This is a genomic window from Actibacterium mucosum KCTC 23349 (assembly GCF_000647975.1).
GTDB classification, from domain to species: domain Bacteria; phylum Pseudomonadota; class Alphaproteobacteria; order Rhodobacterales; family Rhodobacteraceae; genus Actibacterium; species Actibacterium mucosum.
Genome location: NZ_JFKE01000005.1, coordinates 306,540 through 323,537 on the forward strand (window position 1 = coordinate 306,540; position 16,998 = coordinate 323,537).

17 protein-coding genes are annotated in these 16,998 nt (G+C 57.9%); 8 read left to right on the forward strand and 9 right to left on the reverse strand.

All coding sequences use genetic code 11. The features are described from left to right. Nucleotides 1-107: 107 nt before the first annotated feature. The 3 genes from ACMU_RS13415 (at nucleotide 108) to groL (ending at nucleotide 3,296) form a co-directional block, all read left to right on the forward strand. Nucleotides 108-1,199 carry an acyltransferase family protein gene (locus ACMU_RS13415; RefSeq protein WP_035260364.1) on the forward strand — a complete coding sequence of 364 codons (1,092 nt, stop codon included), beginning with the start codon at nucleotides 108-110 and terminating at the stop codon, nucleotides 1,197-1,199. Nucleotides 1,200-1,323: 124 nt separating this feature from the next. After that, entirely contained in the window at nucleotides 1,324-1,611 is a 288-nt protein-coding gene (groES, locus tag ACMU_RS13420; protein WP_035260366.1) for a co-chaperone GroES, read from the forward strand. 38 nt (nucleotides 1,612-1,649) lie between these two features. Then, nucleotides 1,650-3,296 (forward strand): chaperonin GroEL, encoded by a 1,647-nt coding sequence (gene groL / locus ACMU_RS13425; RefSeq protein ID WP_035260369.1) that lies wholly within the window; start codon nucleotides 1,650-1,652, stop codon nucleotides 3,294-3,296. A 171-nt stretch (nucleotides 3,297-3,467) separates the two neighbouring features. Here groL and ACMU_RS13430 read toward each other — a convergent pair whose 3' ends face one another. The 3 genes from ACMU_RS13430 to ACMU_RS13440 form a co-directional block, all read right to left on the reverse strand. Next, nucleotides 3,468-4,310, reverse strand: a complete 843-nt coding sequence (locus tag ACMU_RS13430) for a PhzF family phenazine biosynthesis protein (protein ID WP_035260372.1) — start codon at nucleotides 4,308-4,310, stop codon at nucleotides 3,468-3,470. A 117-nt stretch (nucleotides 4,311-4,427) separates the two neighbouring features. Continuing rightward, the gene (locus ACMU_RS13435) at nucleotides 4,428-5,327 is read right to left on the reverse strand and encodes an alpha/beta fold hydrolase (RefSeq protein ID WP_236626259.1); all 900 of its coding nucleotides are present in this window, start codon (nucleotides 5,325-5,327) and stop codon (nucleotides 4,428-4,430) included. A gap of 76 nt (nucleotides 5,328-5,403) precedes the next feature. Further along, nucleotides 5,404-6,045 carry a pyridoxamine 5'-phosphate oxidase family protein gene (locus ACMU_RS13440; RefSeq protein WP_035260378.1) on the reverse strand — a complete coding sequence of 214 codons (642 nt, stop codon included), beginning with the start codon at nucleotides 6,043-6,045 and terminating at the stop codon, nucleotides 5,404-5,406. Between the two features lie 141 nt (nucleotides 6,046-6,186). Between ACMU_RS13440 and gcvA the strand changes: the two genes are divergently transcribed. Next, nucleotides 6,187-7,092 carry a transcriptional regulator GcvA gene (gcvA, locus tag ACMU_RS13445; RefSeq protein ID WP_035260380.1) on the forward strand — a complete coding sequence of 302 codons (906 nt, stop codon included), beginning with the start codon at nucleotides 6,187-6,189 and terminating at the stop codon, nucleotides 7,090-7,092. A 367-nt stretch (nucleotides 7,093-7,459) separates the two neighbouring features. Here the strand turns inward: gcvA and ACMU_RS13450 are convergent, their stop codons facing one another. From ACMU_RS13450 to ACMU_RS13460, 3 genes are all read right to left on the reverse strand, one after another. Beyond that, a complete protein-coding gene (locus ACMU_RS13450) occupies nucleotides 7,460-7,888 on the reverse strand; it encodes a DUF4345 domain-containing protein (RefSeq protein ID WP_035260382.1) in 429 nt (142 codons plus the stop codon). Nucleotides 7,889-7,916: 28 nt separating this feature from the next. Further along, nucleotides 7,917-8,744, reverse strand: coding sequence for a Rossmann-fold NAD(P)-binding domain-containing protein (locus ACMU_RS13455; RefSeq protein WP_035260391.1), 828 nt, complete (start codon nucleotides 8,742-8,744; stop codon nucleotides 7,917-7,919). A 110-nt stretch (nucleotides 8,745-8,854) separates the two neighbouring features. Next, nucleotides 8,855-9,892, reverse strand: a complete 1,038-nt coding sequence (locus tag ACMU_RS13460) for an AraC family transcriptional regulator (RefSeq protein ID WP_035260392.1) — start codon at nucleotides 9,890-9,892, stop codon at nucleotides 8,855-8,857. Between the two features lie 163 nt (nucleotides 9,893-10,055). Here ACMU_RS13460 and ACMU_RS13465 point away from each other — a divergent pair, with 163 nt between their 5' ends. The 3 genes from ACMU_RS13465 (at nucleotide 10,056) to ACMU_RS13475 (ending at nucleotide 13,580) form a co-directional block, all read left to right on the forward strand. Beyond that, nucleotides 10,056-10,604, forward strand: coding sequence for a flavodoxin domain-containing protein (locus ACMU_RS13465; RefSeq protein ID WP_051588335.1), 549 nt, complete (start codon nucleotides 10,056-10,058; stop codon nucleotides 10,602-10,604). A gap of 304 nt (nucleotides 10,605-10,908) precedes the next feature. Then, nucleotides 10,909-11,889 (forward strand): ABC transporter substrate-binding protein, encoded by a 981-nt coding sequence (locus tag ACMU_RS13470; protein WP_035260394.1) that lies wholly within the window; start codon nucleotides 10,909-10,911, stop codon nucleotides 11,887-11,889. 35 nt (nucleotides 11,890-11,924) lie between these two features. Next, nucleotides 11,925-13,580: an ABC transporter permease gene (locus tag ACMU_RS13475; RefSeq protein WP_236626261.1), complete on the forward strand. Its 1,656-nt coding sequence runs from the start codon at nucleotides 11,925-11,927 to the stop codon at nucleotides 13,578-13,580. Here the strand turns inward: ACMU_RS13475 and ACMU_RS13480 are convergent. From ACMU_RS13480 to ACMU_RS13490, 3 genes are all read right to left on the reverse strand, one after another. Further along, on the reverse strand, nucleotides 13,577-14,587 hold the full coding sequence (locus tag ACMU_RS13480; RefSeq protein WP_035260399.1) for an ABC transporter ATP-binding protein: 1,011 nt from the start codon (nucleotides 14,585-14,587) through the stop codon (nucleotides 13,577-13,579). The genes ACMU_RS13475 and ACMU_RS13480 overlap by 4 nt on opposite strands. A gap of 511 nt (nucleotides 14,588-15,098) precedes the next feature. Next, nucleotides 15,099-15,401: a hypothetical protein gene (locus ACMU_RS19310; protein WP_152544619.1), complete on the reverse strand. Its 303-nt coding sequence runs from the start codon at nucleotides 15,399-15,401 to the stop codon at nucleotides 15,099-15,101. 209 nt (nucleotides 15,402-15,610) lie between these two features. Continuing rightward, complete coding sequence (locus ACMU_RS13490) at nucleotides 15,611-16,063, reverse strand: NUDIX domain-containing protein (RefSeq protein ID WP_035260403.1); 453 nt, start codon at nucleotides 16,061-16,063, stop codon at nucleotides 15,611-15,613. Between the two features lie 207 nt (nucleotides 16,064-16,270). Between ACMU_RS13490 and ACMU_RS13495 the strand changes: the two genes are divergently transcribed. Continuing rightward, nucleotides 16,271-16,987, forward strand: coding sequence for an alpha/beta fold hydrolase (locus tag ACMU_RS13495; RefSeq protein WP_035260672.1), 717 nt, complete (start codon nucleotides 16,271-16,273; stop codon nucleotides 16,985-16,987). Nucleotides 16,988-16,998 lie beyond the last annotated feature (11 nt).

Sequence of the window (16,998 nt, forward strand, 5' to 3'; positions counted from 1 at the left end):
TTGCCGCATGGCCACCCGGTACCGGCGATCTGAAATAAACCAGTTTTGGCCCAATTGGCGCCCCAAATCACGGTGTACAAACGGCCAAAGATTGGGGGAATTGTTTCATGAAACGCGGCTCGCTTGAGGCCCTGCGCGGCATCGCGGCACTGGGGATTGCCCTGTACCATTCGGTATTTCTGGCGGCCCCGCGGGGCAACCTGCTGCTGAACGCCGAGTTTTTCGTGGATTTCTTCTTTGTGCTTTCCGGGTTTGTCATGGCGCTGGCCTATGCGCAGAAGGTCGCGCAGGGGCTGAGCTTTCCGGTATTTGCCTTCCTGCGGTTGGCGCGGTTGCTGCCGTTGCATGTGTTCGTGATGGGGTTGTGGGCGGCGTGGGCGATCATAGCGCCCGGCCCGTTCGCAGAGCAAACCCACACCATCGGCCGCTTCTTTCTGAACCTGTCTCTTCTAAACGCCGTGGGTCTGATGCCGGTTCTGAGCTGGAACTACCAAGCATGGAGCATTGGGGCCGAGCTGGTGGCTTATTCGGTGTTCTGGATCGTTTATGCCCGGTTTGGCCGGCACATGAACTGGGCCTGGGCCTTGGCGGTATCGGCCTTGGCCTATGGCATAGTTCTGGCAAATGGCGACACGATCCTGCGGACCCACGACCTGGGCGCGGTGCGTTGCGTCGGCGGCTTCTTCCTTGGCGTCGCGGTGTATTATCTGGCGGCAAAGATCCCATCACCCCGAGCGCTGGGCACCCGCGCCGAGGCCTTGGCGGTATTGGCCACAATTGGCGCCCTGTCGATGGCACCGGGGCCGGTGGTGTTTGAACTGGTCACGATTTTGGCCTTAGCCGGCGTGGTATTCGTTTTTTCCAGTTCAACCGGAGAAATCGCACGGTTTTTGAACACCCCGGTCATGCTGTTTTTGGGCCGGGTGTCCTATTCGGTCTATATGCTGCATACACTGTTCTTCGAGATCATGTTCCACCATCTCTGGTCGGGCCCGGTTGTCCTGCAATACGGCGCCGATGGTAGTGGTCGTTACTTCTTTGCAACGCCTCTGGCACCGCTTGTGAACACGGCGGTTCTGGCGGGCGTTGTCGGCTGTGCCTATGTGACGTGGCGCTGGATCGAAGAGCCCGCCCGCAAATGGTCGAAACGGGTTGTTGCCCGCCGCGTTGCGCCGTCTGCCCTGATGGCCACCGCCTGACCGCGGATTTCCGGTTTTCTTTGATTGACTCTGCGCGTGTGGTTCCTTACATCCGCTACGTTAGCACTCGACATAGATGAGTGCTAACGCGCGAATAAAACCTTGAACGAAGGAGCGTTCCAAGATGGCATTTACTCCGCTTCATGACCGTGTGCTGGTCGAGCGCGTGGAAAGCGACGAGAAAACCGCCGGTGGCCTGATCATCCCCGACAGCGCAAAAGAAAAGCCCGCCGAGGGCCTGGTTGTGGCTGTTGGTGCTGGCGCCAAGGACGAAGACGGCGAGCGCATCGCCATGGACGTCAAAGAAGGCGACAAGATCCTGTTTGGCAAATGGTCGGGGACCGAAGTGACAGTAGACGGCAAAGAGCTGCTGATCATGAAAGAGTCCGACATCATGGGCATCATTGCCTAAGCCCTTCCCAGAAATTCAATTAAGTCAGGAGCAAGCACATGGCTGCTAAGGACGTAAAGTTCGATTCCGACGCTCGTTCGCGTATGCTGAACGGCGTAAACGTACTGGCCGACGCCGTTAAAGTGACCCTGGGCCCCAAGGGCCGCAACGTGGTCATCGAGAAATCCTTCGGCGCCCCGCGCATCACCAAAGATGGTGTCTCGGTTGCCAAAGAGATCGAGCTGGAAGACAAGTTCGAAAACATGGGCGCGCAGATGGTGAAAGAAGTCGCCAGCCGCACCAATGACGAAGCCGGCGACGGCACCACCACCGCCACCGTTCTGGCCCAGGCCATCGTCAAAGAAGGCCTCAAGCAGGTTGCTGCTGGCCTGAACCCGATGGACCTGAAGCGCGGCATCGACCTGGCCACCACCAAGGTTGTTGAAGCCATCGTTGCCTCGGCGCGTGAAGTCAAAGACAGCGACGAAGTTGCGCAGGTTGGCACCATTTCGGCCAACGGCGAAGCCGAGATCGGCAGCCAGATCGCAGACGCGATGCAGAAGGTTGGCAACGAAGGCGTCATCACTGTTGAAGAGAACAAAGGTCTGGAAACCGAGACCGATGTTGTGGAAGGCATGCAGTTCGATCGCGGCTACCTGTCGCCTTACTTCGTGACCAACCCTGACAAGATGATCGCAGATCTGGAAGACTGCATGATCCTGCTGCACGAGAAAAAACTCTCGTCGCTGCAGCCGATGGTTCCGCTGCTGGAATCCGTGATCCAGTCGCAGAAGCCCCTGCTGATCATTGCTGAGGATGTTGAAGGCGAAGCCCTGGCAACCCTGGTTGTGAACAAGCTGCGCGGTGGTCTGAAAATCGCTGCTGTTAAGGCGCCGGGCTTTGGTGATCGTCGTAAGGCCATGCTGCAGGACATCGCGATCCTGACCGGCGGTCAGGTGATCTCGGAAGATCTGGGCATGAAGCTCGAGAATGTCACCATGGACATGCTGGGCACCGCCAAGAAAGTGTCGATCACCAAAGACGAAACCACCGTTGTGGACGGCGCTGGTGAAAAGGCCGAGATCGAAGCACGCGTTGCCCAGATCCGCACCCAGATCGAAGAAACCTCCAGCGATTACGACCGCGAGAAACTGCAAGAGCGTGTGGCCAAGCTGGCTGGCGGTGTTGCCGTGATCCGCGTGGGCGGCATGACCGAAGTGGAAGTGAAAGAGCGCAAGGATCGTGTTGACGATGCTCTGAACGCCACCCGTGCTGCCGTGCAGGAAGGCGTGATTGTTGGCGGCGGTGTAGCGCTGGTTCAGGGCGGCAAAGCTCTGGACGGTGTCGAAGGTGCCAATGCTGACCAGAACGCCGGTATCGCCATCGTGCGTAAAGCTCTGGAAGCTCCGCTGCGTCAGATCGCTGAAAACGCTGGTGTTGACGGTGCCGTGGTTGCTGGCAAGGTCCGCGAAAGCGACGACGTTGCCTTTGGCTTCAACGCCCAGACCGAAGAATATGGCGACATGTTTTCGTTTGGTGTGATCGACCCTGCCAAGGTAACCCGCACCGCTCTGGAAGACGCGGCCTCGGTTGCTGGCCTGCTGATCACCACCGAAGCCATGGTTGCCGACAAGCCCGAAAAGCCGGGCGCAGGCGCCCCGGCCGGCGGCATGCCCGACATGGGCGGCATGGGCGGCATGATGTAATCACGCCGGTCCAATGGATCTTGGGAAGGGGTCGCCTTGGGGCGGCCCCTTTTCATTTCGGTTTGCGGTTCTGCGGGCAAAACCGCCTCTTGTGTTATCGAGTGGTGGCGACAGAATCCCGCACATTGCGACTTTGGCGAACGTCGCCTTGGAAATCGCACAACTGTTTCTCTATCTATCGATAATCCGGGTCATCCCCGAAACGCGAATTCCCTCACCCGGCGTTGCGCCAATGCTTGCTTTCAACACTGACCTTGCGCCCATATCTTCGCCTTGCACGATGTCGATCTCGCCATCGTGGGGCCATTCGACGTCACGAAGATAGCCCGACAGTGCCGCAGCCGCCGCGCCGGTTGCGGGGTCTTCGATCACACCTCCGATCGCAAAAGCGTTGCGACTGTGAAACCGGCGCGGCGTCTGTGCCCACAAAAGGCTGATTGTGGTCAGATCGTGCTGCCGCATAAGCCGCGCACCGTCCTCCAAATCATAGGACATTTTGGAAAGCGTCAGCCTGTCATTCAACGCAAGGATCAGATGATTGTTCCCGGCATTGGCCAGCGCGGGCGGCAATGTTGGGTCAAGGTCAGCAATCGTGAGATCGAACAGTTCAAGCGCTGCCGTCAAAAGGGCCGCGTCTGCTCTTACGCTGTGGGTCGGGGGGGACGTCAGGGTTGCGCTGCCATCCGCGCCTGTCTCGACGGTGATGCGCCCCGCATTTAGATCGAGCGCAAACAGCCCCTGGCCTTCGTGTGCGGCCAAAGCACTGCCCAGAGCAATGGTGGCATGTCCACAAAAAGCCACCTCTTCCTCCGGCGAGAAGAACCGCACCCGCCATCCTTCACCCTGAGGCGCTGCAAAAACGGTTTCGGAGTATCCTATGTCTGTTGCAATGCGTTGCATCTCTGATGCAGAAGGAAGCGTGTCGCCGATGACAACACCTGCGGGGTTGCCGCCAGTGCCGCCATCCGAAAAGGCCGCGATGCGGAGAACGGGCCGGTTGGTTTCATCTTTCATGGTTACAATCCGATCTCTGTCGTCGTGAATCCGAAGTGGAAGGGCTGCTGGGCGTAAAGCAATTGCACCCTGTACCCATTCAGCCCCGGTGGAGATGGCCACCGGGGCCGGGCATGGTCACTTGGTGATGCGCGCCAGGAAATCCTGCATTTCTGCGGCAATCACATCCCCGTATTCCTCGAGCGCGAAATGCCCGGTATCAAGCAGATGAAACTCCACATCAGACAGATCGGCCTTGTAAGGGTGGGCGCCGTCGGCAGGGAAGATGTGATCGTTTTTTCCCCAGACGATCAACGCCGGAGGCTGGTATTCCCGGAACAGGGCCTGCCACTTGGGATACTCGGCGACATTGGTGCCGTAATCCAGGAACATCTCGAGTTGCACTTCCTGATTGCCCGGACGGTCGAGCAGGTATTGAACGTGCCAGAAATTGTCGGGGCTCACCGCCGAGACGTCACCAACACCGTGAGTGAATTGCCATTTGGTGGCGTCGAGCGTCAGGAAGCCGCGCAGCGCATCACCGTTTTCGGTGCTCGGGTCTGCCCAATACGCCTTGATCGGATCCCAGAATTCGCGCAACCCCTCGTCGTAGGCATTGCCGTTCTGGATGACAAATCCGGTGACCCGCTCGGGATGCTCAGCGAACATGCGAAACCCGATAGGTGCGCCATAATCCATCAAATAGACGGTGTAGTTATCGACTCCTTTTTCGTCGATCAAACGCGTTACCATTTCTGCGGCATTGGCGAAGCTGTAGTCGTACATGTCGGCAGACGGCATGTCCGAAGCGCCGAAACCGAGGTAGTCCGGTGCGATGACGTGATAGTCCTCTGCCAGGACCGGGATCAACTCGCGGAACATGTGCGAGGAGGTTGGAAAGCCATGCAACAGCAGAACCGTTGGGTTCGCTGGGTCCCCGGCCTCGCGATAGGCAATTGTGTGTCCGTCGATCTCTGTCGATTTCATGTCGACAACAAACGGGCTTTGGGCTGCGATTGCACCGTTCGGCAGGGACACGGGCAAGAGCGTGGCGCTGGCAAAAAGTGTGGCAAGGATAGATGTGTGAAAACGCTTCTTCATTGCACTGGTCCTTTCAGGGTTGGATTGGTGAGCCCGAAGCGCCGGACATGCGCAGGGCGCGGGTTTCGGCCCTCAGGGCCTCGTTCTCACGGCGCAATGCCGCGATCTCTTGATGCGCTTCATCAACAGTGAAGCGGCGTGGAATGTGGCTTGGGCAATTCCAGTCGAATGCTTCGACCGTAATCAGTACGGCGCGTTCGGGGCGCGCCCGATAGGTTCCGTCATGCAGCTGGCTTAGAATTTCGGGATTGTCCGCGCCTTCGATCAGACGGGCCCGGCCCCAGAGTTTCAGGCGGCGGCTGTTGGGATAGTCCGTCAGGATCATTGACAGACGATCGTTGCCGGACAGGTTGCCAGCGCTGATATACTGGCGGTTTCCGCGGAAATCGGCATAGGCCAACGTTGTAGATGTCAGCACTTTCAAAAATCCGACCGGGCCGCCGCGAAACTGGACGTATGGCCATCCTGTCTGCGATACGGAAGCCTGATAAAACCCATCGCGTGCGCCGATGAAGCCGATCTCTTCCGGCCCAAGCTCCTCCAGGTCTGCAAGGCCGTCGCCGAGGAATTTTCGGTACCCGTCGGCAGACCCCATCCGCGATTGCTGAGCGCGGACGTCAGGGGTAAAGGCAATGGTCGCAAAGGCCCGTGCCATAGCGTTTCCTTTCGGATGATCATTAGTTTTTCTGCAATGAGGTCCGTGTTCAGACCCTGTGTAAGTCTATATTTGTGCGGGTCTGGCCGAATTGACAAACGACGATGTCTATCGCAGGGTTAGAAAAACTTAGTCACTGACATGAATCGCAAAAACTACCCTCTGAACGCACTTCGCGCATTCGAAGCCTCGGCACGTCATCTGAGTTTCGTCGCTGCCGCCGACGAGTTGTCTGTGACGCCCGCTGCGATCAGCCACCAGGTCAAGAAGCTGGAAGATTTCCTTGGTGTTCCGTTGTTTCGACGGCGGACGCGAGGATTGGTTCTTGTCGAGGCTGGGCAGCGGTTGGCCAAGGAGCTTCACTCGGTCTTTTCGACCCTCGATCAGGCCATGGAACAAGTGATGGAAACGGACAGGGGGGGCTCGTTGGCGCTGACAGTGGCGCCAACATTCGCCGCGATGTGGTTGATCCCGAGGCTGCAAAAGTTTTATGCCCAACACCCAGATATCGATGTGCTTGTATCGACCAGCTTGGGTCTTGTGGATTTTCAACGTGATGACTTTGACGCCGCCATCCGGCTTGGACACGGGCAGTGGCCAGGTCTTGAAGCCATCAAGCTGTTCGACGAGTCCGTGATCCCAATGTGCAGCCCACGCCTGCTCGACGGGAAAAACGCCATCAGAACGCCTTCTGACCTCAAGAACCACGTTCTGTTGCACAATCAATCTATGGACTTTGACCCAAACGCGCCAACTTGGCAGACTTGGCTTGATGCAAGCGGTACACAGGATGTTGACGCCTCGCGCGGCATGCAATTCAGCCTGCCGGATCATGGGCTTCAGGCCGCGATCGACGGAGCCGGCGTGGTTTTGGGGTGGCGATTTCTTTCGGCAAAAGATGTCCAGGCCGGGCGCGTGGTCGAGCTTTTTGACCTGGCCATTCCTCTTGGATCAACATTTTACCTTGTCTATCCGGAGGCACATTCGCGACGACCCAATATTGTTGCTCTTCGCAATTGGGTTTTGGGGGAGCTTAATGACCGCTAGTCGACAAGCCGAAGCCTCACTGGATCTGAAAGCGGGGGTTCGAAGACTGACGAGGGCAGAAGAATACCGAGGACGGCCACCAGATAGGCCCTCCGGAGGTCGCCCGTTGGCCAAGAACTCCCACTTGCTCGTTCCGGTTCGCTGATCGAGGACGCAGCGGAACTAACGGTCAGCGGGCCAACCGGTGCAGGCATTTCGGTGCCCGTCTTGGGCACGACATTTGACGACACCGGTGAACTGATGCTGACCGGCGTCACTTCCGCAACACGGGCAGAAGTGAACGGCGGTGGAGGCGAAACGGCCTTGTCCCCGGAAACAGTGGCGGCCCCGGCATCCGGAAGCCGCCCGTGGGGTCAATGACCACCTGTTAACCAGGCTGGTCAACAATTCGATCCCGGCCGGAACTGGCCGTGCGCATCGGCTTGAATGCAACGAGCAAAAGGCCAGCGATCACGACCTCGATTGCTAAAGCGCCGATGACGCTGCCGGACGGCATACCATCCAATACGATGCCCACGATGCGCCCGACTGGGAAGGCCAGATAGACGGTCAGCGCGACGGCAAGTGCAATCGGTGCCATGGCCGCACGGATTGGCCCGGCCAACATAATTGCCCCCAATACCGCCAGCCCGGCGCCCGGTGCCCGAAGCTCGCTCAGCAGGTTGGGGTTCGGCCCAAGCGTTATGCCATAGCTGGCGTAAAACGCATGGGGTGCCAAAGTGATGAAGGTGCCGATGGCCAACGCCGTGGCGCCGCTGATGCCGAGGGTGATTTTCTGAAAACGAGTGAGTTGCATGCTTGGTGTTCCTTTTTGATTGAGTACGTCAGGCCGCTTTGGCCCATTTGCCTGCCGTGGCGGCGGCTTGTGCGAATTCGGTGAAGTCGCGGGGCGCGCGGCCAATTGCGCGCATCACACCATCGCCGATCTTGGCATTCCGGCCGTCAAAGGTTTCGCGCGCAATCTCCGTTACGATGTCGGCGAAGACCGTTCCGCTGGTTGCCTCAAGCGCGGCATGGAAATCATCGAAGGAGATCGGCAAATAATCGACCCGCCGCCCCATTGCACCCGACAGGATGTCAGCGACCTCGGCAAAGCCCAGCAGACGTGGGCCGGTGCATTCATAGGTCTGGCCGGAATGGCCCGTACCTGTAAGCGCCGTCACAATGACGTCTGCGAGGTCGTCGATGTCGATAATCGGCTCTTCCAGATCGCCGCCAGGCATCGGGACAACGCCCTCCATCACCGGCTCCCACAGGGACCCTTCAGAGAAGTTTTGCGCAAACCAGGCGGAACGGATGATGGTGTGGTCCAGACCTGAATTGGCGATCACCTTTTCGCCCAGCTGTGCATGGTGTTCGCCACGACCGGTCAGGATGACCAGACGCTGAACACCGCAGGACGCGGCGACATGGGTGAACCGTGTCAGGTTCTCAATGGCACCGGGAAAAGCATAGTCTGGATGATAGTTGACATAGACGGCCCAAATGCCGCTAAGCGCCTTTTGCCAGGTGTCCGGATCATCCCAGTTAAAGGGGGGCTGCGCTGTGCGCGACCCCGAGCGGGCATCATGCCCCGCGGCCGTGAGCCGGGCCAAGACACGAGATCCGGTTTTCCCGGTTGCGCCCGTTATCAGGATTGGTTTCGATGTCATGTTGGTCTCCCTTGATTGACGTGATGGTCAAGGGGTAGACGCTGTCGGGGGCGACGGTATTTGCATTAGGCGCCAGTGTTTTGGCCCGATGCGCCATGGTCATACGCAACTTATTCGATGGCTTGAATTGCGGCCGATGCACCGCGTCGATAGCTTGCCGGTGTTTGCCCGTGCCAGCGTTTGAAGGCTCGGGTGAACGTGCTTTGATCAGAAAAACCCGTCAGAAAGGCGATCTCTGCCAAGGCGTATTCCGTTCGCCGCAAAAGCTGCCCAGACAGAGATTTTCGCGCCTCCACTACCAGGTCCTGATAGGCCAAACCCTCCGCAGACAGGCGTCGTTGCAATGTTCTGCTGCTCATCCCCAAACGCCCTGCAAGGTCGGCAAGCGTGGGTACACCTTCGCTCAACGATTCGGTGATCTGATCCACAATGCGCCGCTCAAGTTCGGACGTGTCGTTGATTTGGCTAAGTTGGCTGTCGAGATGTGTTTCGAAAAACTTTGACATGCCGTCGTCGGACAAACGATTGGGTTGGGCGACAACAGCAGCCGAGACTTCAAGGGCATCGCGATCTGCGCCGAAATGAATTGGGCACTGAAAATGCGCCTGATACACGCGGTCATCGTCAGGGCGATCCGACATGAGGTGAACAGCCTTCAGCGAGAAGCCATCCATGCTGACTTCCCGGCTTATCGACATCGCCGCGGCCAGAGCCAGCTCATTGGTCATCTTTAGGCCCAGACGACGATCCCGTCCCTGAATGACGTCCATGAAGACCGACGTTCCGGACCGTTCAACGCGGAAATTAGCAATCGAGGTCACGACCTTGCCATAGCGTTCGACACGCGCGTAAGAGCCAAGGAGATCAGGGGCAGTTTTGAACGCAAGCCCAAAGGCGCCGTAGTCATCGCATCGCATTGACGTGCCCATATGTATCGGAACGGATCGTCCACGATCATCACGTTCGGCGATGCGTTCCAGCAGGCCAAAAAAGTCGCCATCCGAGATCATTGCGCCGGGATCAGCCGGCGCTGAAGGGTCCAGCCCAACGCTTGCGAAAAGCGCCAGGCGCGCGTCTGGTTCGACGCAATCAAGAGCGACCGCGGCATCCAGTGCTTTGTGAACGAAGATCGATGAAATCCAACCCATACAGTAAAGATAGACGAGTGTGCCCAAGCTGAAAACTGGCACCCGTGGCCCAAATTTTGGCGGCGCGCGCCAATGCCTTCGCTGTCTCACCTTTGCAGACTTGGCTCATCTGCAAGCGGGAAACGCGCCAGGCTTTCGCGCACCAACGCAAAGGGGAAGCTTCATGGAAAACACAAACACCAAGGTCCTTGTGACCTATGGCAGCAAGCTCGGATCGACCGCCGAGGTCGCCATGTTCATTGGGGATGTCTTGGCTGAACAAGGGGTTGCAATCACCGTTCTGCCCCTTTCTGAGGCTGATGATCTGCATACTTTTGACCGCGTCATTATCGGCAGCGCAATCCGCTACGATCGTTGGCTGCCCGTCGCTGCTGCTTTCGTGAAAGAAAACAAGACAATCCTCAGCAGGATACCGGTTTCCTTCTTCTTCACGTGCCTCACGCTTGCAAACCCGACGCCGGCTGCACTGCGCAAGGCCGACGCGTATGCAGACAAGCTCCGTACCCTCGCGCCAGAAGTCAAACCCGTGACCGTCGGCGGATTTGCAGGTGTGCTGCAGTTTTCACGCACCCCTTGGCCGGTGCGATTCGTGCTCAAATTGCTATCAATCGCGACCGGCGTGAAGGAGGGCGATTATCGGGATTGGGCGGCCATTCGCGCCTGGACCTTGAACCTTGAGCCCTCCCAAGACCCACAAATAAGACGGCGTTGAGGGTTTGGCGAGGCGTGGAATTCTGGGCCACGGGTGCCAGTCGGCAGAGCGAAACAGTCTCTGCCGGAAACGTCCTCAGCAACGGCGTAGTGTGTCTCGCGGCCGCGTTTAGGAACTAAATGGGCCGAAGCGTTCATGCGCCGTTGTTGCAATGCGAATTGGCCTACCGCGCACAGGCGTGTCTTGACCCCGAAACGCTTCAAAAAAACTTCTGCCGACGCTTGGCCCTCTCCCATACACCTACATGTCACATTGAGGCCTTAACGCTTTCGACATCCAAAAATTCAATACACAGAGGTCATGCATGTTAAAACGCTTCCTTGTAGCTGCCGCTGCGACCGCATTCGCAAACGCCGCTTTCGCCGCCGATGTATCGGGTAAACTCGTCCTCTACACGTCTCAGCCGAACGCCGATGCTCAGCAAACAGTTGACGCGTTCACGGCGAAGTACCCGGATGTAGACGTCGAATGGATCAGAGATGGTACAACCAAGGTTATGGCAAAACTTCGGGCCGAATTCGAAGCGGGTGCCCCTCAGCCAGACGTCCTCCTGATCGCCGATATGGTCACCATGGAAGGGCTTGAGGCTGAGGGCCGGTTGATGCCGCATGCTGATGCCGATGTCACTGCCTATGACCCAGCTCTCATGGACGCCGAGAAGCACTACTTCTCGACCAAGTTGATCACGACGGGCATCGTATACAACACATCGGCCGCGATGGTGCCGACATCCTATGCGGATCTTCTTGGTGAGGATGCCAAAGACAAGCTGGCCATGCCATCGCCGCTGACCTCGGGCGCAGCGACCATTCACATGGCCGCCATCACCTCGCACCCCGACTTGGGCTGGGAATTCTATGAAGGGCTGGCGGACCAGGGCGCCAATCCTCAGGGTGGCAATGGCGGCACGTATAAGGCGATTGCCGGCGGCGAAAAGCTGTACGGGTTTGTCGTTGATTTCCTGCCCATCCGGAACAAGCTTGACGGCGCACCGGTGGAGTTTGTTTTCCCGGAAGAAGGCGTTTCGGCGGTGACCGAGCCTGTCGCGATCCTGTCGACCGCGCAAAACCCAACGGCTGCGAAGGCTTTTGTGGATTTTCTGATCTCTCCCGAGGGGCAGCAGCTGGCGTCCGATATGGGCTATCTTCCGGCGCATCCGGCAATCACGCCGCCCGAAGGCTTCCCCGCGTTGAGCGACATCAAGCTTCTCGATTTTGATCCGGCGGCAGCCCTTGCCAACGATCAGGAGAACAAGGCGCGCTTCATCGATATATTCGGTGGCTGATGCTAAAACGACTTTTGGGCGGCGAGGGGATAACCTTGGCCGCCCTCATTGTGATTGCCGCAGCGCTTTTCGTCCTTCCACTTGCCTTGCTGGCTGGCGTGGCGATTGGCGAAGGCCCCGTGGCATTTCTATCCGCGCTCAATAGCCGGTCCGTGCCCCGCGCCGTGTGGAATTCGTTTGAAAGCTCTGCGCTATCGGCGTTTGTCGCGCTCGTTGGGGGAAGTGCTGCGGCGCTCATTCTTGGGCTGGCAGATGTCCGGATGAAAGGCCTGTTCACTTTTCTTCTGCTGATCCCAATGATGGTGCCGCCGCATGTGACGGCCATAGCCTGGGTGCAAGCACTGGGCCCATCATCGGCTCTTCTTCAGACGCTTGGAATAGCGCCGGAAATCGGCTCGACGCACCCGCTGTATTCGCGCGAAGGTGTGATCTTTCTTCTTGGCATTCAGCATGCACCACTTGTCTTTCTGGTCGTCCTGGCTGCGCTTCGCAGTTTGCCACGTGAAATGTCCGACGCTGCCCGCGTTGCGGGTGCGAAACCGGTGCGACTTCTGTTTCGGATCATTTTGCCGCTTCTCGCGCCGACGCTGATCGCCGGTTATGCCCTTGCCTTCGTCTCGGCACTTGGGAATTTCGGCATCCCCGCGTTGCTGGGCATTCCCGCCCGGTACACGACGCTGCCGGTTCTGATTTGGCAACGGCTTGCCAGTTTTGGGCCAACCGTGTTGACCGACATGGCTGTGATTGCCAGCCTCGTCGCGGTTATCGCCGTGGCTGCGGTCGTGTTTCAGATGTGGTTTGCCTCGCGACAGCGGAATGCATTGATTGGGCCACCCCAACCGCCACTGGACATTCGGCTTGGCCGGATCCGCCCGCTGGTCGAGACTGGCTTGGCGCTGGTGATCCTGGCAACACTTGTGTTGCCGATTACGGCGCTGTTTGCGACGGCCCTTGTCCCAACCTACGGCGTACCACTGACGTTTGACACGGTGACCTTCGCGAATTTTGCCGAAATCCTGTTCCGGCAATCCGTAACCGCGCGGGCGTTCATCAATTCGACAATCGTGGCCATCGTCGCGGCCGTAACCATCGCCATTCTTGCCATCTTTGTCGCGCGCTACGCAGCGGCGCAAAACAGAGCTGTCAGGCGCGTCGGGACGCTGATGACGGCGCTGGCCGAGATGACCTATGCCATTCCGGGGCTTGTGATTTCGGTGGCTTTCATCCTTGCCTTCATCAGGCCGCTCCCCCTTATCGACGTGTCGATTTACAATACGCTGACGATCATCCTGCTTGCCTATCTATGCGCCTTTTTCTCCATTGCGTTGAAGCCGATTACCGCCGCGACCCTTCAACTGGACCGAAGCCTTGATGAAGCGGCGCGGGTGGCGGGCGCGGGGTTTTATCGCCGCATGGCGCGCATTACCATTCCGCTGATTGCCCCGGCTGCAGCCTCCGGCGCGATCCTCGTTTTTCTGACAGCCTATAACGAGGTCACAGTATCTGCCCTGCTTTGGTCGAGCGGTAACGAGACCATCGGTACGACGATTTTCAACTATGAGGACGGCGGCTACACAACACTGGCGTCAGCCATGGCTGCGGTCACGATCATTGCAACGATCCTGTTGATGGCGCTGCTTGACTGGGCCGGACGGCGTGCGCCGCCAGGTGTCGTGCCCTGGCGCCTTTAGTCAGCAAGCCCCCAGCCGCCGGCGAAGCGCAGCCCAACGGTGTCCCCGGTGCGGATCGGGTCATTGAGATTCAGCAAAATCGACTCCGTCAGCCCGTCTATTCGCGCTTCCGCTTCCCAGAATCCGCCGCGGTACTGTGCGGTTGAGATTCGAGCTTTTATGCCGTCATCAGCAATGGAAACGCGCTCGGGGCGGATAAAAACTTTGCCCGCTGCGGGCCCGGATACAGGAAACACCTGACCCTGGAAACACGCCTCATTACCGCGAATGTCGGCGTCGAGCACCGTACCTCTGCCGATAAAACGCGCGACTCTCTCCGTCGCGGGCCGATCATAGATTTCCTGTGGTGTACCAAGCTGCAGGAACCGACCCTGGTCCATCACCGCCATCAGATCTGCAAGCGCCATCGCCTCGCGTTGATCATGCGTGATATAAAGCGTCGTCACATCTGATCGATCGTGGAAGGCCCGAAGTTCCCCCTCCATGGCCCCGCGCAAATGCGGGTCAAGGTTGGCCAGCGGCTCGTCCATCAGAACTGTCCGCGCATCGCTCGCAAGACACCGCGCCAGCGCCACCCGCTGACGCTGACCGCCGGACAGTGCCTCTGGCCGACGGTCTGCATATGGGGTCAACGCCACCCGTTCAAGATGATGGGCCGCGCGTTCCGCGGCCCGGTTCGCCGAAATTCCTTTTGCTTCATATGGGAATGCCACGTTCTTTGCGACCGTCAGATGGGGCCACAGCGCATAGGATTGAAAGACAACGCCAACCCTCCGATCTTCAGGAGGCACATTCACATCGGCACCAAAGACCTTGCGACCTGAAAGATCGATCTTCCCCGCATCAGGGGTGTCCAGCCCCGCAATCAGGCGAAGCAATGTGCTTTTCCCGCACCCAGATGCTCCGACAACACAAAAGAACGCGTGCTCTGGCACATCAAAGGTTAAGCCGTCGATGGCCTTATGGTTTGAGAATGTCTTCTTCAACTCAGCGACGTGTATGCTCATCCTGATGCCAACTTTAGTTCTCAGCTGTTTCGGTGCGTCATACTCTACCGCCAGCAGTCTTGAAGCTTAAGTGAATGTTTCGCTTCATGCGAAAGTAACCGCCTTGGGTTTTGGGGATGTAAGCGGTTCTTTTTGTTGGCAATGGTCACAAGCTGCGATTGTCCGGCTGGCTACTGCCGCAAGATGAACCAATGATTAAAATCAGGCTACGCCAACAGCGTTGTCGTTGATTCGCGAAGGGCAAAAGTTGGGCGTTGTTTGCCGGCGCCAATGTGCGTCTTCCTCCGACCTAAAGGCAATCGTGCGATTTGCATCAGCCAGCGCCCCGGGCTCGGAGCTGGGTTCGGATGCAGCGCTTGTCCGGCTGTTAGAGACAACACTAACGATCCAATATTGACCTTGGCAGGTGGTCGTTGGTGTTGCAATCCTGTTGGTTTAACCAGCCAGTCGCTGCAGAAACGTCATTAAGCGGATAGCGAACTCACGTTAATGGCGGCACAGCGGAATCGGATCAAACAAAACTGTCGTTGTCGTCTTTTATTACGCCTCCAACAATGTTTTGAACTTTTCGAAGCAGAGACAAAACATAGTCATCTTCATTGTAGTTACGACCGCTTATGTCAGCTTGAATATAAAATGGGCCTTCAACTTCGTCCCAGACGTCATCAACGATGTCTACATTCAGGTATGCAACCGGGGCTGCTGCATCTCTGGTCCACAGTACCCAAGGATCGTGCTGGCCTGGTAGGTATTGGGAAAGAGTTTGACGCGCTTTCAAGGGGTCTGTGATGCGCTCGATAAAGTAACTCTTCACTTCATTCTCCGACAGGTTTTCAACAGGCTATTGGGTCGCCGAGAATAGCACAATTGGCACTTTAAATGCCGTTCAAGGGTACCCGACAAGCGTGAAGAGGCGGATGCAGGTGAACCGGACGGCGGCATACGTGACAAGGACGGTATGATGCAAGTCAGTCCAATGCAGCAAGAGTTACAAAAGGCGTCCGGTGAGGCGGGCTTTTTCTTTTAGAACACAATCGGTTCCAATGGATCGTAATGCGCTGTGCTGCCACCAAAGGCGATGTCGGGCAAGCTGGAAGGCTTCAGGTGCATACCCCGTAACTCGGACTGCGAGAACCATTTGCGGCGTGTCACAATGCCCTCTGGATCTTGCCAGGTGTCGCTGAGAGCGCCACCCGCCAAAGCGCAATGAAAGAAAACCTCAACTTGGTGAAAGTCTCTTTTGGGGTCGTGAAACTCGTTCACAAGGCACGGTGCGCCAACGGTGATGCTCAATCCGGTTTCTTCCATCACTTCGCGCTGCAGGTTGTCCGGTAAGGACGCGCCGGGCTCTACACCGCCTCCCGGCGCGCACCAAAGCTTACGGGATGGGTCGGCCCAAGCATTGACCAGCAACAAGCGGTTTTCGTGCACCATCACGGCGCGCACAGCAAGGCGTGGGGGGCGGGTATGGCTCATCGTGCCACTATGTTCTGGATCATGCGGAAGGCAAGAGGGGTCGTCTCAGCGCCCCGTCTACACACCGGGTTGAATGGAGCGGCTTAGCACCAAAACCGCGATTTTCCCTGGCAAAGTAGCGAGCCAACCCATTCAAATCGCTTAGCATATGGTGGCTCAGCGTCAGTTCGGTTTGATATCATGTATGTGGGCGCCTATGTCGCAGAGATGCGTTGGTGTGTTTTGTTCTTATGCTTTTTCGCGCTGCCTGTACGGGCAGACTGCGTGGTATTGTTGCACGGCCTGGCCCGAACGGAGGCGTCATGGGCCTTGATGGTGCCGGCGCTGCAGCGCGCGGGGTTCCATGTTGAAAACGCAAGTTACCCTTCGACCGATGAACCGGTCGAAGGGCTGTTGCCCTTTGTCGACACCGCCATGTCCGCGTGCAAATCCGAGAATGTTCATGTTGTCACGCACTCCATGGGCGGCATTTTGTTCCGCGCTTGGCTGGCACAGGAAGGCCGCAAGTTTGAGGGTCGTGCCGTCATGTTGGCACCGCCCAATTCGGGGTCTGAGCTGGTGGATAAGCTGGGCGGTTGGGCGCCGTTTCGCTGGGTGAACGGGCCCGCGGGTCTGCAATTGGGTACGGGCGCGGAAAGCGTGCCCAACAGCCTTGGGGCATTTGACGGCACGTTGGGGATTATTGCGGGCAACCGGTCGGTCAGCCCGGTATTCTCATCACTGATCCCTGGAACCGACGACGGAAAGGTCTCTGTCGAGGCGACGAAACTGCCGGGTATGGACGCGCATTTGACAATGCCCACAACGCATACGTTCATGATGGCGAACCCCGTGGTCATTGCCCAGGTTTTGCATTTCCTGAGGCACGCGTCCTTTCAACCTGACCTGGATTTGGAAGAAGCGTTGTTGCAATTGGCGCGGTAACAGCTTTGTTG

What these genes read in the sequence shown, in the direction of transcription:
- ACMU_RS13415 (WP_035260364.1), top strand. Translation starts at nt 108, where the DNA reads ATGAAACGCGGCTCGCTTGAGGCCCTGCGCGGCATCGCGGCACTGGGG.
- groES (WP_035260366.1), top strand. Translation starts at nt 1,324, where the DNA reads ATGGCATTTACTCCGCTTCATGACCGTGTGCTGGTCGAGCGCGTGGAA.
- groL (WP_035260369.1), top strand. Translation starts at nt 1,650, where the DNA reads ATGGCTGCTAAGGACGTAAAGTTCGATTCCGACGCTCGTTCGCGTATG.
- ACMU_RS13430 (WP_035260372.1), bottom strand. Translation starts at nt 4,310, where the DNA reads ATGAAAGATGAAACCAACCGGCCCGTTCTCCGCATCGCGGCCTTTTCG.
- ACMU_RS13440 (WP_035260378.1), bottom strand. Translation starts at nt 6,045, where the DNA reads ATGGCACGGGCCTTTGCGACCATTGCCTTTACCCCTGACGTCCGCGCT.
- gcvA (WP_035260380.1), top strand. Translation starts at nt 6,187, where the DNA reads ATGAATCGCAAAAACTACCCTCTGAACGCACTTCGCGCATTCGAAGCC.
- ACMU_RS13450 (WP_035260382.1), bottom strand. Translation starts at nt 7,888, where the DNA reads ATGCAACTCACTCGTTTTCAGAAAATCACCCTCGGCATCAGCGGCGCC.
- ACMU_RS13455 (WP_035260391.1), bottom strand. Translation starts at nt 8,744, where the DNA reads ATGACATCGAAACCAATCCTGATAACGGGCGCAACCGGGAAAACCGGA.
- ACMU_RS13460 (WP_035260392.1), bottom strand. Translation starts at nt 9,892, where the DNA reads ATGGGTTGGATTTCATCGATCTTCGTTCACAAAGCACTGGATGCCGCG.
- ACMU_RS13465 (WP_051588335.1), top strand. Translation starts at nt 10,056, where the DNA reads ATGGAAAACACAAACACCAAGGTCCTTGTGACCTATGGCAGCAAGCTC.
- ACMU_RS13470 (WP_035260394.1), top strand. Translation starts at nt 10,909, where the DNA reads ATGTTAAAACGCTTCCTTGTAGCTGCCGCTGCGACCGCATTCGCAAAC.
- ACMU_RS13480 (WP_035260399.1), bottom strand. Translation starts at nt 14,587, where the DNA reads ATGAGCATACACGTCGCTGAGTTGAAGAAGACATTCTCAAACCATAAG.
- ACMU_RS13490 (WP_035260403.1), bottom strand. Translation starts at nt 16,063, where the DNA reads ATGAGCCATACCCGCCCCCCACGCCTTGCTGTGCGCGCCGTGATGGTG.
- ACMU_RS13495 (WP_035260672.1), top strand. Translation starts at nt 16,271, where the DNA reads ATGCGTTGGTGTGTTTTGTTCTTATGCTTTTTCGCGCTGCCTGTACGG.